Source organism: Micromonospora sp. NPDC049359, from assembly GCF_044466585.1.
Classification (GTDB): Bacteria; Actinomycetota; Actinomycetes; order Mycobacteriales; family Micromonosporaceae; genus Micromonospora.
In genome coordinates this window covers 261,103-274,624 of the sequence record NZ_JBITMW010000008.1, presented here as the reverse complement: position 1 = coordinate 274,624, position 13,522 = coordinate 261,103, and the positions used below count along the sequence as shown (strand labels likewise).

The following is a 13,522-nucleotide window of genomic DNA, read 5'->3' as shown; positions in this document are numbered from 1 at the left end:
CAATGCAAGACCGGTACCGGAGGTGACATGGCGATCCAGCACGCCGTCCTCGCCCTGCTCGCTGGTGGCCCCAGCCACGGCTACCAGCTCAAGGGAGCGTTCGAGGCCGCCGTCGGCCCGCAGTGGGGGCCGCTGAACATCGGCCACCTCTACCAGATCCTCGACCGGCTCTCCCGGGACGAACTGGTCGTCGCCGAACGGCAGCCCCAGCCGATCAAGCCGGACCGGGTCGTCTACGAGATCACCCCGGCCGGGCGCGCGGAGCTGGCGCGGTGGCTGGGTGAGCCGAGCCCGCGCAGCGGCGGATTCCGGGACGACTTCTTCCTCAAGGTCACCGCCGCCGCCCGGTCCGGGTCCGCGGTCACCGTTCGTGCCGTGCTGAGCAACCAGCGCGGGCACCTGCTGCGCGAGTTGCGCAATCTGGACGGCCTCCGGCGGACCGCCGACGATCCGGTGGTCGGGTTGCTGCTCACCGCGGCGAGCCGGCACGTGACCGCCGACCTGTCCTTCGTGGACGACGCCGAGGCGGCGCTGCTCGGCGATGAGGGCCAGTTGCTCACCCGACTGACGTCGCCCACCCCGGATCAGTCGGCGACCGATCCGGACGCGACCGGCTCCGGGCCGGTCAGCGGGTCAGCGCGCGCAGCCGGGTGACCGCCTCGGCCAGCACCTCCGGGCGCTTGCAGAACGCGAACCGGACCAGCCGCCGGCCGGCCTCAACGTCGTCGTAGAAGACCTGGGTGGGCACCGCCACGACGCCGCAGCGCTCCGGCAGCGACCGGCAGAACTCCATCCCGTCGGTGCCGCCGAGCGCGGTGACGTCGGCGGTCACGAAGTACGTGCCCTCCGGCGTCAGCACGTCGAACCCGGCGTCCGTGAGGCCGCCGATGAGCTGGTCGCGCCGCTGCTGGAGCCCGTCGCGGAAGCCCGTGTAGTAGTCGTCGGTCAGGGCCAGCGCCACGGCGACCGCCGGTTGCAGCGGCGCGGCGTTGACGTAGGTGAGGAACTGCTTCACCCGCAGCACCGCCGAGACCAGCGCCGCCGGGCCGCTCACCCAGCCGATCTTCCAGCCCGTGCAGGAGAACGTCTTGCCGGCCGACGAGATGCGCAGCGTCCGCTCCCGCATCCCGGGCAGCGACGCCAGCGGCACGTGCGCGCTGGACGCGTCCGTGAACACCAGGTGCTCGTACACCTCGTCGGTGACCGCGTACGCGCCGAACTCCTGGCACAACTCGGCCACCAGCGCCAGCTCGGCCGGCGTGAACACCTTGCCGGTCGGGTTGTGCGGCGAGTTCAGCAGCACCAGCCGGGTACGCGGCCCGAACGCCGCCCGCAGCGCCGCCGGATCGAAGGCGTACCGGCCGTCCGCGCCGGGACGCAGCGTGACCGGCCGCCGGACCGCGCCGGCCAGCGCGATCGAAGCGGCGTACGAGTCGTAGTACGGCTCGAAGCAGACCATCTCGTCGCCCGGTTCGCAGAGAGCGAGGATGCTGGCCGCCACCGCCTCGGTCGCGCCCGCCGTGATCACGATCTCGCCGTCCGGGGCGTACGCCAGGTCGTAGAACCGACGCTGGTGCGCCGCGACGGCCGCGCGCAGGGCGGGGATCCCCGGACCGGGCGGGTACTGGTTCTGCCCGCCGCGCAGCGCCTCGACGGCGGCGGCCAGCATCTCCGGCGGGCCGTCCGTGTCCGGGAAGCCCTGGCCGAGGTTGACCGCCCCGGTCCGGACGGCGAGGGCGGACATCTCGGCGAAGATCGTCGTACCGAACGGCCGCATCCGGGCCACCAGCGGGTCGACATCGGTGCTCGTCGTCACCTGCGCCAGCCTACGGTCACCCGCTGACCCGACTCCAGCCTCACTCGGGCTCACAACTGGTGGCCCAGGTCCCCTGGGTCTTGTTCGTCACGGGCTTTCCGGCGCCGGTGACCGTGACGGTGCAGCCGATCGGCCTCTCACCGTCATCGGACCACCTGGCCTCGACCATGACCCGACTCTGGCCGTTGGTGCGGATGGTCATGCGCCAGGGCAGTTTCGCGCCGTCGATGTGGATGAGATCGCTCTCGGCGTCGAAGTACGCGATGTCCGCCCGGCCCACTCCGGTGACCTCGTAGACCACCGTCACGGGGGCCGGACCCGACGTCGGGCGCGTGATCGGCTTCTTGGTGGGCCCCGTCGTGGGGGTGTCGGGCACGGTGGGCGGCTCGGGCGCGATGCTCGGCGGCCAGGTGTCGTCGCCGAAGGGGTCGCTGTCGTACGGGTCCTCGGCGACCGTGTCCGGGACAAGCCGGCTGAGCAGTGACCCGGACACGCAGAAGCATCCGCACCCGAGGAGGGCGAGCGCCACGACGACCGCGACGACGATCCCGACGACCCGGCCGGCCCCGCCGCCCGGCCGGGCGGGCGGCGGATAGCCGGGATAGAGGTACGGCGGTGGATAGCCGGGCGGTGGATAGCCGGGCGGTGGATAGCCGGGCGGTGGGTAGCCGGGTACCGGGTAACCCGGCGGGTAGCCGGCCGACGGCTGTTCCGGGGGCGGCGGCCAGGCGCCGGTTCCGGCGGCGTCGGGCGTACCCGGAACGCTGGTGGGATCGGGCGTCCACGGCGCGGACGGGGGCGGCGGGGTCCAGGCCGGTGGGGGCGCCCAGGGCTGGCCCGGCGTCAACGGATCCGGCGTCGGGAAGGCGTCCGGCGCGGACCAGCCGGACGGCGGGTTCGTCGGCGGCGGCGCAGCCGTCGGGTCCGGCGGCGGCGGGGCGGGGTCCGGAGGTGGCGTCGGGGACGACTCGGGTGGCGGCGCGTCGGACATGGCTGCTCCGGGCGGGAGTGGGTAAGGGGTCGAGGAGTCAGCGGAGCGTGCGCCGAACCCGCCGGAAGACTGTCGTACGCGCCGGTCGTCCCGCAACCCCGTCCGGTCCCGCGCACGCCGGCCCGGCTCGTGACGCTCGTCCCGTTGCGGCCCACCAACGACCGATCGCTCAAATTCGGTGCTTGTTTAGCCGTCTTTCGAGCACCCATGATGAGCGAAACTGGGTTAGGCTGCGGGCCATGTGTGGAATCGTGGGATACGCCGGCGCGCGCCCGGCGCTGAGCATCGTGCTCGACGGGCTGCGACGGCTGGAATATCGGGGCTACGACTCGGCCGGCGTCGCCATCGTCTGCGACGACCAGCTCCTGACCGAGAAGAAGGCCGGCAAGCTCGCCAACCTCGAAAAGGTGCTCTCCGAGCGTGCCGCCGACGACCCGACCTCCTGCGCGGCCAGTCCGATCGGCATCGGTGACGGCACCACCGGCATCGGGCACACCCGGTGGGCCACCCACGGCGGGCCGACCGACCGCAACGCCCACCCGCACGTCGCGCCCGACGGCCGCGTCGCGGTGATCCACAACGGCATCATCGAGAACTTCGCCCGGCTCCGCGCCGAGTTGGAGGCCGACGGCGTCCAGTTCACCAGCGACACCGACACCGAGTGCGCCGCGCACCTGCTCTCCGCCGCCCTGGCCGACCTGCGCGCCGCCGGCCAGCCGGACGGCCCGCAGCTGCTCGCCGCCGGCATGCGTGTCGTGTGCCAGCGACTGGAGGGCGCGTTCACCCTGCTCGCGGTCGACGCCTCGGTGCCCGGTGCCGTCGTCGGCGCCCGGCGCAACTCGCCGCTGGTCGTCGGGCGCGGCGACGGCGAGAACTACCTGGCCAGCGATGTGGCCGCGTTCATCGAGCACACCCGCGAGGCGGTGGAGCTGGGTCAGGACCAGATCGTCCTGATCACCGGCGACAGCATCGAGATCACCGATTTCGACGGTCAGCCCGCCAGCGGCAAGGACTTCCACATCGACTGGGACTCGTCCGCCGCCGAGAAGGGCGGTTACGACTGGTTCATGCTCAAGGAGATCGAGGAGCAGCCGCAGGCGATCGCCGACACCCTGCTCGGCCGACTCACCGAGAGCGGCGAGATCGCCCTGGACGAGGTCCGCCTCAGCGACCAGGATCTGCGCGACGTCGACAAGATCTTCATCGTGGCCTGCGGCACCGCGTACCACGCCGGCCTGGTCGCCAAGTACGCCATCGAGCACTGGACCCGGATCCCGTGCGAGGTGGAGCTGGCCAGCGAGTTCCGCTACCGCGACCCGGTGCTCGACCGGTCCACGCTCATCGTGGTGATCTCGCAGTCCGGCGAGACGATGGACACCCTGATGGCCCTGCGGCACGCCAAGGAGCAGAAGGCCCGGGTGCTTGCCATCTGCAACACCAACGGCTCCACCATCCCCCGCGAGTCCGACGCCGTGCTCTACACCCACGGTGGGCCGGAGATCGCCGTCGCCTCCACCAAGGCGTTCCTCACCCAGGTCGTCGCCTGTTACCTGATCGGCCTGCACCTGGCCCAGGTACGCGGCATCAAGTTCGCCGACGAGGTCGGCGCGGTCGTGGCCCAGCTACAGGAGATGCCGGGCAAGCTGCGCGAGCTGCTGGACCGCATCGAGCCGGTCCGCGAGCTGGCCCGCGAGCTGAAGTCCGAGCCGACGGTGCTGTTCATCGGCCGGCACGTCGGCTACCCGGTGGCCCTCGAAGGCGCGCTCAAGCTCAAGGAGCTGGCGTACATGCACGCCGAGGGCTTCGCTGCCGGCGAGCTGAAGCACGGCCCCATCGCCCTGATCGACAAGGGCACCCCGGTGATCTGCGTGGTGCCCTCCCCGGTGGGGCGCGGGATGCTGCACGACAAGGTCGTCTCCAACATCCAGGAGGTCCGGGCGCGTGGCGCGCGGACCATCGTGATCGCGGAGGAGGGCGACGAGGCCGTCGTCCGGTACGCCGACCACCTGATCTACGTGCCGCGTACGCCCACCCTGCTCGCCCCGCTCGTCACCACCGTGCCGCTCCAGGTGTTCGCCGCCGAGATCGCCGCGGCTCGGGGGCACGACGTGGACCAACCCCGCAACCTGGCCAAGTCGGTCACCGTCGAGTAGTCGCCAGCCACGCCCCGGAGCCCCGGCCGCGCCGCACCCGCGGTGGCCGGGGCTCCGTCGTCGGCGTCGCGTCCGGTGGCTCGTCGGCGGCCCGGTCCCGTCACCGGCCCAGTACGACGCGGGCCATCCCGTCCAACGCCGGGTTGTCCGGCTCCCAGTAGCCGGCGTGCCCACCCCGGCCGCTGCGGAACACCCGGCCGCCGAACCCGGCATCGGCCGGGTCGTGACCGAACCACAGCTCGTGACCGGTGCGATCCGGCCAACCCAGCACCGCGGCGAGCGGAGCCGCGCCCAACAGCGCCGGGCGACCCAGCTCGTCCACCGGCCGGGCCAGGCGGATCACGTCGTCGGGTGCCCTGCTGGCCCACACCTGCCCGGCCGGGACGCCCAGTTCGTCGGCGTGCGCCACGCCCACCCCGGGCGAACCGACGAACATCAGCGCGTCGGCCGCCAGCCCGTGCTCCCGGGCGGCCACCCCCACCACCAGCGACCCGTAGCTGTGCCCGAGCACCGTCTGCCGGGCCGGCGGACCCTCGTGGGTGGCGCGCAGCCCCTCCTGGAAACGGTGCAGCGCCGGCCCGGCGTCCCGGGCCTGGCCGGCGGACGCCGCCTCGGTCAGGAAGTCCGGAGCGTCGTAGTCCAGCCACAGCACGGCCGCGCTGCGCTGACCCGGCGCGAGCGTCGCGCAGCGCTCCAGCACCCGGGCGGCCCGACCCAGCTCGCCGGGGGCGTCGTCCAGCCCGGCGGTCATCCCCGGCACGTACGTCAGCACCCGATCGGCGTGGTCCGGGTCGTCGAGCGCCACCACCACCCGCCCCTCACCGGCCGGGTCCAGCCCCAGCAGGTACGCCCGCGGCGTCCCGCCGGCAAGCCGCTCGGTGAGCGCGTCCAGGCCGGCCAACCGTGCGGCCAGCGCGCGCAGTCGCACCGACGCCAGCGGTCCCGGCGGCACCCGGACCGACAATCGCCGCCGCTCGGCCAGCAACTCGTCGCGCCGCGCGCCGAGCAGCAGGCGGTTGGCCTGGTCGCGGGCCGCCACCGGTACCCCGTCCAGGGCGCCGACCAGCGCCGGTTCGTGCCCGACCAGCCAGCGCCGCTGGGCCGGCGTCAACCCGGACCACCAGGCGCGTACGACCGGCGGCGACGCCCCGGTGGCCGGCCGGCCGGGCGGTGCCGGGGACGCCCAGCCGGTGCCGGCCGCACGGGCCAGCTCCGCCAACCGGTCGGCGGCGGCCCGATCCGCCGCGTCGGCCCGCTCGACCGCCGCGCGTACGGCCGCCGCCACTCCCGCCACCGCGACTCCGACCGCCGAACCCGCCGCCGTGCCGGCTGCCGACCCCGCCGCCGTGCCGGCCCTCGTACCCGCCGGTGGCCCGGCTGCCGCCGTGCCGGCTCCGACGGGATGCGCGGGGTCCACCGGAGCCGCCCGCACACCACCGGCTCGGTCCACGGTCAGGCCGGCCGCCTCGGCCCGGGTGACCGCCTCGGCGAGCTGGGCCCTCGCCACGGCGAGCTGCCGGGCCAACTCGGCCAGCGTCTGGTCGGCCTCGATCAGCGCCGGCGTCACCGACGTCAGCTCGTCGGCAAGACCGGCGAGCCGGGCGTCGGCCGCCGTGGCCGCCGCACCGGACCAGTCACCGCGCAGCCGCCCGGCCGTCCCGGCCAGCTCGTCGGCGTGCCGGTGGACCGGGCCGGTCAGCCCGGCCCAGGCCGATCCGGCCGCCCGCCAGCCGGCCGGATCGGCGGCCCAGAGCTGCCGGTAGCCGACCCCGCTCACCGGGGCACGGTGACGAACCGGCCGGCGGCCCGGTCGTCCACCGTCTCGTACGCCTCGGCCGCCCCGCGGATGCCATCGGCGGTCACCGCCACGGCTGTGCCCAGCCGGCAGAACCAGGCGTGTCCGGCCGCCTCCAGCCCCGCCAGCGCCGTGGCCGTCCGCCAACCCGGGGCCGGCACCAGCAGCCCCGGCACCCGCGCCAGACCCCACGCCAACCGGTACGCCTCGTCGTCGAGCGCGCCGGCCTCCGCGCGCAGCTCCTGCGGCCGGACGGTGAACGGCTCCTCGGTCATGACCCCACCCCCGTGTCGGATCGGCATCGACGCGGTGAACGCTAGGCAGAGCCGGGCCGCGCCGAGGTGCCCTGTGGACGGCGGACTGCGGTCGTACCCCGGTCTGTCCACAGGCGTTGCCCACCGCGGGCCCGACGGCTAATCTGCCGCCCCCGCCGCCGGTAGGGTGGTCTGGTGATCGTCGCTGTCGGCCTCGACGTCGTCCTGGTGGACCGGTTCACCCGGTCCCTGGCGCGGACGCCGCTGCTCGCCGACCGGCTCTTCACCGGGCCGGAGCGGGTCACCCGTTCCGGCGGTCCCCGCTCGCCGGAGTCGTTGGCCGCCCGCTTCGCCGCGAAGGAGGCCGTCGCCAAGGCCCTCGGCGCTCCCGCCGGCCTGCGGTGGCACGACTGCGAGATCGTGCCCGACACCGATGGCCGGCCGTGGCTGAGCGTCTCGGGAACCGTCGCGGCGGTGGCCGCCGAGCGTGGTATCAACCACTGGCACCTGTCGCTCTCGCACGACGGTGGCATCGCCTCGGCGATGGTGGTCGCGGAACGGTGACGTCGGCCGGGTGGGCCGTGCCGGCCAGCCCGCGGAACGGATGGGACACGGTGACATGAGACCGGTGTGGCGGGTGGGCGACGTACGGGCCGCCGAGGCGGGGCTGATGGGCACGCTGCCGGAGGGGACGCTGATGCAGCGCGCCGCCGCCGGGCTGGCCCGCCGGGCCGCCCTGCTGCTCGCCGAGCGCGGCGGCGTGTACGGCGGCCGGGTGCTGCTGCTCGTGGGCTCGGGCGACAACGGCGGTGACGCGCTCTACGCCGGAGAGCGGCTGGCCCGCCGGGGCGTCGAGGTCTTCGCCCTGCTGCTCACCCCCGGCCGGGCGCACGTGGCCGGGTTGGCCGCGCTGCGGGCCGCCGGTGGCCGGTTGGTCGACCGCCCCGCCGGCCCCGTCGACCTGGTCCTCGACGGCATCGTCGGGATCGGCGGCACGGGTGGGTTGCGGGCGAACGCGGACGAGGTCGTCCAGGGGCTGGGCGAGCTGCGCGGGCGCGACGGCCAGCGGGCCACCGTTTTGGCCGTGGACGTGCCGAGCGGGGTCGCGGTGGACACCGGGCACGTGCCGCTGTCCGCGTCCGGCCGGCCCACCGCCGTCCGCGCCGACGTGACCGTCGCCTTCGGCGCGCTCAAGCCCGCCCTGGTGGTCGGGCCGGCCGCCGCGTTGGCGGGGCAGGTCGAGCTGGTCGACATCGGGTTGGAGCCCTGGCTGCGGGGCACCCCCGCGCTGAACGTCACCGACTGGTCCGACCTTCAGCGGTGGTGGCCCGAGCTGGGCGCCGCGTCGGAGAAGTACACCCGGGGTGTGGTGGGGGTGGCGACCGGCTCGGCGACGTACCCGGGCGCGGCGGTGCTCTCCGTCGGCGGTGCGCTCGCCGGGCCGACCGGCCTGGTCCGGTACGCCGGTGGGGCCCGCGACGAGGTGCTGCGCCAGCACCCCTCGGTGATCGCCACGCCCCGGGTGGCCGATGCCGGCCGCGTGCAGGCGTGGGTGTGCGGCTCGGGGTTGGGCACCGGAGACGAGGCGGCGGCCGAGCTGCGGGCCGTCCTGGCGACACCGGTGCCGGTGGTGCTCGACGCGGACGCGTTGACCCTGCTGGTCGACGGTTCACTCGCCGACCGGCTGCGCGGCCGGGACGCGCCGATCGTCGTCACCCCGCACGACCGGGAGTTCACCCGGCTGTGCGGGGAGGAGCCGGGCGCCGACCGCGTCGGGTCCGCGCTGCGACTGGCCGCCTGGATGAACGCGGTGGTGCTGCTCAAGGGGGACCGCACGGTGATCGGCACGCCGGACGGCCGGGCGTACGTCAACCCCACCGGCACCCCGGCGCTGGCCACCGGCGGCACCGGCGACGTGCTGGCCGGGCTGCTCGGCTCGCTGCTGGCGGCCGGGGTGCCGGCGGATCGGGCGGCGGCCGGGGCCGCGTACCTGCACGGGCTGGCCGGTCGGGAGGCGGCCCGCGGCGGCCCGGTGACCGCGCCCGACGTGGTGACCGCGCTGCGCCCGGTCGTCGCCCGGCTGGGCTGATCGTCCCGAACCGACCCGACCGGTGCGGCGGGCCGAGCGTCGCCGCCCACGGTGATCAGGCTGGAAAGTAGGCTGGGCGCATGTGGCAGGCCGAGGTACGTGTCGATCTTGACGCGATCCGCGAGAACGTGAGCCGGCTCCGCTCCGGCACCACCGCCGAGCTGATGGCGGTGGTGAAGGCCGACGGGTACGGCCACGGCATGCTCCCGGCCGCCCGCGCGGCGCTCGACGCGGGGGCCGACTGGCTCGGCGTCTGCACCCTCGACGAGGCGCTCACGCTGCGCCGGAACGGGATCACCGCGCCCGTGCTGGCGTGGCTGCTCGCGCCCGGGCTGCCGCTGCACGAGGGTGTCAGCGCCGGGGTCGATCTCGGTGCCGCCAGCGTGCCGCAGCTCGACGAGATGATCGAGGCGAGCCGGCGTGCCGAGCGCCCCGCCCGCCTGCACCTGAAGATCGACACCGGGTTGTCGCGGGGCGGCGCCACCGTCGCCGACTGGCCGGCCCTGCTCGACGCCGCCGCGAAGGCCCAGGCCGACGGCCTGGTCGAGGTGGTCGGTGTGTGGAGCCACTTCGTGTACGCCGACCTGCCCGGCCACCCGACCACCGACCGGCAGCTCGCCGTCTTCCACGAGGGACTGGCCATGGTCGAGCGGGCCGGGCTGCGCCCCCGGTGGCGGCACCTGGCCAACTCGGCGGCCACCCTGACCCGCCCCGACACGCACTTCGACCTGGTCCGTCCCGGGCTGGCTATCTACGGCCTGTCCCCGGTGGCCGGCGAGACGTACGGGCTGCGTCCGGCGATGACCGCTCGCGCCCGGGTGATGCTCACCAAGCGGGTGCCCGCCGGGACCGGCGTCTCCTACGGCCACACCTACACCACCGAGTCGGACGCGAACCTGGCCGTGGTGCCGCTCGGGTACGCCGACGGTGTGCCCCGGCACGCCTCCAACACCGGCCCCGTACAGCTCGCCGGCGCGCGGCGGACGATCTCCGGACGCGTCTGCATGGACCAGTTCGTGCTCGACTGCGGCGACGACCCGGTGGCCGACGGTGACGTGGCGACCCTCTTCGGCAGCGGCGCCGACGGCGAGCCGACGGCCGACGACTGGGCCGAGGCGGTCGGCACGATCAACTACGAGATCGTCACCCGGTTCGGCAGCACCCGGGTGCCGCGCGTCTACGACGGTGAGCGCCCCTGATGGCGTACCGCATCCCGCGCCCGCGGACCGCGGCCGGCCGCGTCGCCGGCCTGGTCGGGGCCGCGGTCGGGGTGGCGGCGGCCGGTCTGGCCGCCGGCGTCGCGACCGAACGCACCCTGGTCCGCCGGCTGAAGACCGACCCGACCGACCGCTACGCCCAGGAGACGTTCGGCGAACAGAGGTACGACGAGGCGTTCCGGCTGGAGCTGCCGGACGGCACCGACATCCACGTCGAGGTGGTCGAGCCGACCCGTCCGGTGCCGGGGCACCCGACGGTGGTGCTGGTGCACGGGTTCTGCCTGGACATGGGCACCTTCCACTTCCAGCGCGAGATGTTGGCCGCGCGTGGCGACTATCGGATCGTGGCGTACGACCAGCCCGGTCACGGCCAGTCCGGTCGCTTGGAGACCGGCGAGTACGACCTGGCCGTGCTCGGCCGGACACTGCGCCGGGTGATCGACCGGGTCGCCCCGGAGGGGCCACTGGTGCTGGTCGGCCACTCGATGGGCGGCATGACCATCATGGCGTTCGCCGAGCTGTTCCCGGAGCTGTTCGGTGACCGGGTGGTGGGCACGGTGCTGATGGCCACGTCGGGCGGTCTCGTCGCGGAGACCAAGTTGGTCGCCCCGGCGCTGCTGGGCCGGGTCGGTGGTCCGGTGCTCTACATGGTCAGCAACGCCACGCGGTACGGCGGCCCGGTGATCGACCGGGCCCGCAAGTCGACCTCGAACGTGGCCTGGTTGCTGACCCGCAAGTACGGCTTCGGCACCCGCAAGCCCAGCCCTCGGCTGGTGTCCTACGTGGAGACCATGAACTCCCGGACCTCGGCCGACACGGTGACCCGCTACCTGCGGACCCTCGCCACGCACTCGCGCTTCCCGGCGCTGGCGGCGTTGGCGAACGCGCCGGTGCTGGTGGTCGTCGGCGACAAGGACATGATCACGCCGGTGACCCACTCCGAGGAGATCGTCCGGCGGCTGCCGCACGCCGAGTTCATCAAGATCAAAGACAGCGGTCACGTGGTGATGCTGGAGCACGCCGACGAGGTCAACGCCGCGCTGGAGCGGTTCCTCGAATCACTGGAGAGCATGGAGGACCGGTGAGTTTCGTCGTCAAACTGCCGACCGTCGAGGACACTCGGGAGTTCGGCCGCCGGTTGGCCGGGCTGCTGCGGGCCGGTGACCTGGTGCTGTTGACCGGCCCGCTGGGCGCCGGCAAGACCGCGCTCACCCAGGGCATCGGTGCCGGGCTCAACGTCCTCGGGGACGTGACCTCGCCGACGTTCGTGATCGCCCGGGTGCACCGGCCCGATCCGGCCCGGGGCGGCCGGGTGGCCCTCGTGCACGCCGACGCGTACCGGCTGGGCGCCGCCAGCGACCCGCGCGCCGAGATCGACGACCTGGACCTGGATGCCTCGGTGGACGCGTCGGTGACCGTCGTGGAGTGGGGCGAGGGCCTGGTGGAGCAGTTGGTCGACGCGCACCTGCGGGTCCGTATCGACCGCCGCGACGACGACACCCGAGTCGTCGAGCTGGATCCGGTCGGTGGTGACTGGGCTCGGCGGTTGGCCGAGCTGGGTTAGGGCGCGGCGCTGTCGGACGTGATGCTTAGAGTGCGGGGGACCGACCCGCGCTGGAAGAGGTTTCTGATGCCCGACGATGCCCCCGCCCTGGATCTGCTGGCGCTGCTGCCGGAGCAGTGGCGTGCCGTGCTCACCCCGCACCTCGACCCGGCCCGCACGGCCGCGCTGGCGGATTTCGTCGCCCGGGAGTACGCGACGCAGACCGTCTTCCCGCCGCTGGAGGACCTCTTCTCGGCGTACCGACTCTGCCCGCCGGAGGCCACCCGGGTGCTGATCCTCGGGCAGGACCCCTACCACCGGGCCGGTCAGGCGCACGGGCTGAGCTTCAGCGTCCGCGAGGGCGTGTCGGTGCCGCCCTCGCTGCGCAACGTCTTCAAGGAGCTGGGCGAGGACGTGGGGGTGCCCAAGCCGCGCAGCGGCAACCTCGACGGTTGGGCGGCGCAGGGCGTGCTGCTGCTCAACGCGGTGCTGACCGTCCGTCAGGCCACCCCCGGCTCGCATGCGAACGCCGGCTGGGAGGAGTTCACCGACGCCACCATCCGGGCGCTGGACGCCCTGCCGGACCGGGTGGTCTTCCTGCTCTGGGGCGGCTACGCCCGCAAGAAGGCCGGCCTGGTCACCAACTCTCGGCACGTCGTGCTGGAGGCCGGCCACCCGAGCCCGATGAACCCGCGCGGCTTCCTGGGCAGCCGCCCGTTCAGCGCGGCCAACAAGGCCCTCGCCGACGCCGGCCGTCCCACTATCGACTGGGAGCGCACCGCCGACTGACCTCAGCCTGGCCTGGCCTGGCCTGGCCTGGCCCGGGTTCGGCGCCGGCTGGCCTGCTCCGGGTTCGGCGCCGGCTGGCCGGGTCCGGTCAGCTTTCCGGGGCGCGGCGCCGGGCCCGGTAGCGGCGCAGCAGGTCGGCGGCCCGCGGCTCGGTCAACTCCAGCTCGACCAGCGGCACCACCTGATAATCGCGGCCACCGTGGCGTACCTCGATCGTCTCGGGCAACTCGTCGCACATGGTCGCCCTGATCTCGCCGTACCGGGTCGACCAACGGTGTTCGCCCGGCTCTTCCGGCTCCAACCACACCCCGCCGAACTCGCCCCACCGGGCGTTCCACCGCTGGCCGTAGTTTGCCTCCAGCCAGCCGGTGAACCGTTTCGAGTCCTGCCAGCGGAGGGCGATCTCGACGGCGTCCACCGGCACCGGCGCGCCCTGCAACAGCGCCGCCGTGCTACCGGTGAGCACCTGCGGAAAGTCGGTCAGTCGGTCCAGCGTCTCGTTGAGGCCCAGTTCGTCGATGCGTTCGCCGACCGGGCGGGCGGCCAGTTCGTCGATGCGAGCGTCGAGATGCGCGTCCAGCGGTTCGACCCCGACCACCAGCTGCACGTCCATCGCGGTGAACAACCGCTCCAGCACCGGGACGCTCGGCGCGCGTTCGCCGCGTTCGATCCGGGCCACGGCCGCCTGGCTGACCTCGGCGAGTCCCGCGAGCTGGCGCTGGCTCAGCTCGCGTCGCTGGCGTTGTTGTCGCAGCACGGCGCCGAGGAGGGTGACGAGGCGAGTCGATGGCATCCCGGCATGCTGGCCCAGCATCAGACGCTCGCGGTAGCTCTGCGGCGGATTCACGACTCGCGGTCTTGCAAGCCGGGATCAG

13 protein-coding genes are annotated in these 13,522 nt (G+C 74.1%); 8 read left to right on the top strand and 5 right to left on the bottom strand.

Translation table 11 applies throughout. The annotated features are described in order from the left end of the window. The first annotated feature begins 27 nt into the window (after positions 1–27). Entirely contained in the window at positions 28–654 is a 627-nt protein-coding gene (locus tag ACIBTX_RS20260) for a PadR family transcriptional regulator (protein WP_357174399.1), read from the top strand. Here ACIBTX_RS20260 and ACIBTX_RS20255 read toward each other — a convergent pair. Continuing rightward, positions 626–1,777: a pyridoxal phosphate-dependent aminotransferase gene (locus tag ACIBTX_RS20255; protein WP_396832847.1), complete on the bottom strand. Its 1,152-nt coding sequence runs from the start codon at positions 1,775–1,777 to the stop codon at positions 626–628. The two genes, ACIBTX_RS20260 and ACIBTX_RS20255, sit on opposite strands and share 29 nt — an antisense overlap. Before the next feature lie 79 nt (positions 1,778–1,856). Next, positions 1,857–2,807, bottom strand: coding sequence for an MmpS family transport accessory protein (locus ACIBTX_RS20250; RefSeq protein WP_357126390.1), 951 nt, complete (start codon positions 2,805–2,807; stop codon positions 1,857–1,859). A 239-nt stretch (positions 2,808–3,046) separates the two neighbouring features. On the opposite strand from ACIBTX_RS20250, the gene glmS reads away from it, so the two are divergent. After that, positions 3,047–4,960, top strand: coding sequence for a glutamine--fructose-6-phosphate transaminase (isomerizing) (glmS, locus tag ACIBTX_RS20245; protein WP_355050715.1), 1,914 nt, complete (start codon positions 3,047–3,049; stop codon positions 4,958–4,960). A gap of 100 nt (positions 4,961–5,060) precedes the next feature. Here the strand turns inward: glmS and ACIBTX_RS20240 are convergent, their stop codons facing one another. Beyond that, complete coding sequence (locus ACIBTX_RS20240; RefSeq protein WP_396832837.1) at positions 5,061–6,737, bottom strand: alpha/beta hydrolase; 1,677 nt, start codon at positions 6,735–6,737, stop codon at positions 5,061–5,063. Then, a complete protein-coding gene (locus tag ACIBTX_RS20235) occupies positions 6,734–7,030 on the bottom strand; it encodes a hypothetical protein (RefSeq protein WP_357126383.1) in 297 nt (98 codons plus the stop codon). Before ACIBTX_RS20235 ends, ACIBTX_RS20240 begins: the two co-directional genes overlap by 4 nt. Positions 7,031–7,204: 174 nt before the next feature. On the opposite strand from ACIBTX_RS20235, the gene ACIBTX_RS20230 reads away from it, so the two are divergent. The 6 genes from ACIBTX_RS20230 to ung all read left to right on the top strand — a co-directional run bounded on the left by ACIBTX_RS20230 (position 7,205) and on the right by ung (position 12,647). Then, entirely contained in the window at positions 7,205–7,573 is a 369-nt protein-coding gene (locus tag ACIBTX_RS20230) for a holo-ACP synthase (RefSeq protein WP_357126380.1), read from the top strand. Between the two features lie 55 nt (positions 7,574–7,628). After that, positions 7,629–9,098: an NAD(P)H-hydrate dehydratase gene (locus ACIBTX_RS20225; RefSeq protein WP_357399269.1), complete on the top strand. Its 1,470-nt coding sequence runs from the start codon at positions 7,629–7,631 to the stop codon at positions 9,096–9,098. An 80-nt stretch (positions 9,099–9,178) separates the two neighbouring features. Further along, positions 9,179–10,297 carry an alanine racemase gene (gene alr, locus ACIBTX_RS20220; RefSeq protein ID WP_357126375.1) on the top strand — a complete coding sequence of 373 codons (1,119 nt, stop codon included), beginning with the start codon at positions 9,179–9,181 and terminating at the stop codon, positions 10,295–10,297. Then, a complete protein-coding gene (locus ACIBTX_RS20215; protein ID WP_357126372.1) occupies positions 10,297–11,400 on the top strand; it encodes an alpha/beta hydrolase in 1,104 nt (367 codons plus the stop codon). The genes alr and ACIBTX_RS20215 overlap by 1 nt, the downstream gene beginning before the upstream one ends. Further along, positions 11,397–11,879, top strand: a complete 483-nt coding sequence (tsaE, locus tag ACIBTX_RS20210) for a tRNA (adenosine(37)-N6)-threonylcarbamoyltransferase complex ATPase subunit type 1 TsaE (RefSeq protein WP_357126369.1) — start codon at positions 11,397–11,399, stop codon at positions 11,877–11,879. Before ACIBTX_RS20215 ends, tsaE begins: the two co-directional genes overlap by 4 nt. A gap of 66 nt (positions 11,880–11,945) precedes the next feature. Then, on the top strand, positions 11,946–12,647 hold the full coding sequence (ung, locus tag ACIBTX_RS20205; protein WP_357126366.1) for a uracil-DNA glycosylase: 702 nt from the start codon (positions 11,946–11,948) through the stop codon (positions 12,645–12,647). Between the two features lie 88 nt (positions 12,648–12,735). On the opposite strand, the gene ACIBTX_RS20200 is transcribed toward ung, so the two are convergent. Next, on the bottom strand, positions 12,736–13,440 hold the full coding sequence (locus ACIBTX_RS20200) for a helix-turn-helix transcriptional regulator (protein WP_357126363.1): 705 nt from the start codon (positions 13,438–13,440) through the stop codon (positions 12,736–12,738). Positions 13,441–13,522: the final 82 nt, after the last annotated feature.